1 protein-coding gene is annotated in these 783 nt (G+C 69.2%); it reads right to left on the bottom strand.

The window, feature by feature from the left end:
* On the bottom strand, nucleotides 1–783 hold a 783-nt coding region (locus ARC63_RS03460; RefSeq protein WP_231298565.1), incomplete at both ends, for an NPCBM/NEW2 domain-containing protein.

The following is a 783-nucleotide window of genomic DNA, read 5'->3' as shown; positions in this document are numbered from 1 at the left end:
TTCCACCCTGAGCCTGCGCACCCAGCGTGCGCAGGCTCAGGGTGGAAAGGCCACGGATGTCCAGCTCCGGCTTGACCACGCCGGGTGCCTTCACCAGGCCGCTGTCGCACAGCAGGCGGTTGTCACCCCAGACCTGGAACTGCAGGCCACCGGCACTACGGCAGGCGTCGTCGATGCCGAGGTCGGCACGCAGCAGGTGCCAGCCGCCCTGCAGGCGCAGGTCGATGCGGCTGTTGGCGCCGACGCCCAGGCCACGGCGGAACTGCAGGCCGTTCATGCGCATGCCGGCATCGCCACGGAACGACTGGTCGGCGCGCACCTGGCTGGCCAGCGCGGCCGGCACCGGCAGCTCGGAGAGATAGCGCTGCCGGGCCGGTCGCTCCGGTTCCTGGTGTTCAAGAATGTGGAAGGTGGACAAGGCGATCGGGCCGACGTCGCGCGGCTGCAGTGCATCGAAGGCGCGGGCACTGCCCTGAGCGGCGGTGACCATCGGATCGGTGCTGCTGGCACCGTCGCCTTCCGGGTTCTGCACGCTCAACACGCGGAAGCGCAGCAGGCGGCCGGCATGGGCCGGGAACGCGATGCGCTGCACGCCTTCCTTCAACAGCAGGCGGCCACGCGCGATCGGCTCGCCCCACTCGCCGTTGCTGTCGCCCAGGTAGACCTCGTAATCGCGTACCTGGCCGTGCTTCCAGTTCTTGTCGTTGCGCGGCGCGATGTCGATGCCATCGATCATCCTGCGCTCGCCGAACCCGATCACCCATTCATGCGCACCGGTGCGCA

Origin of the sequence: Stenotrophomonas geniculata ATCC 19374 = JCM 13324 (assembly GCF_001431625.1) — a bacterium.
In the GTDB taxonomy this organism is placed as follows: Bacteria; Pseudomonadota; Gammaproteobacteria; order Xanthomonadales; family Xanthomonadaceae; genus Stenotrophomonas; species Stenotrophomonas geniculata.
Note: the sequence above shows the minus strand (reverse complement) of the source record. Positions and strands in the feature narration are given on the sequence as shown.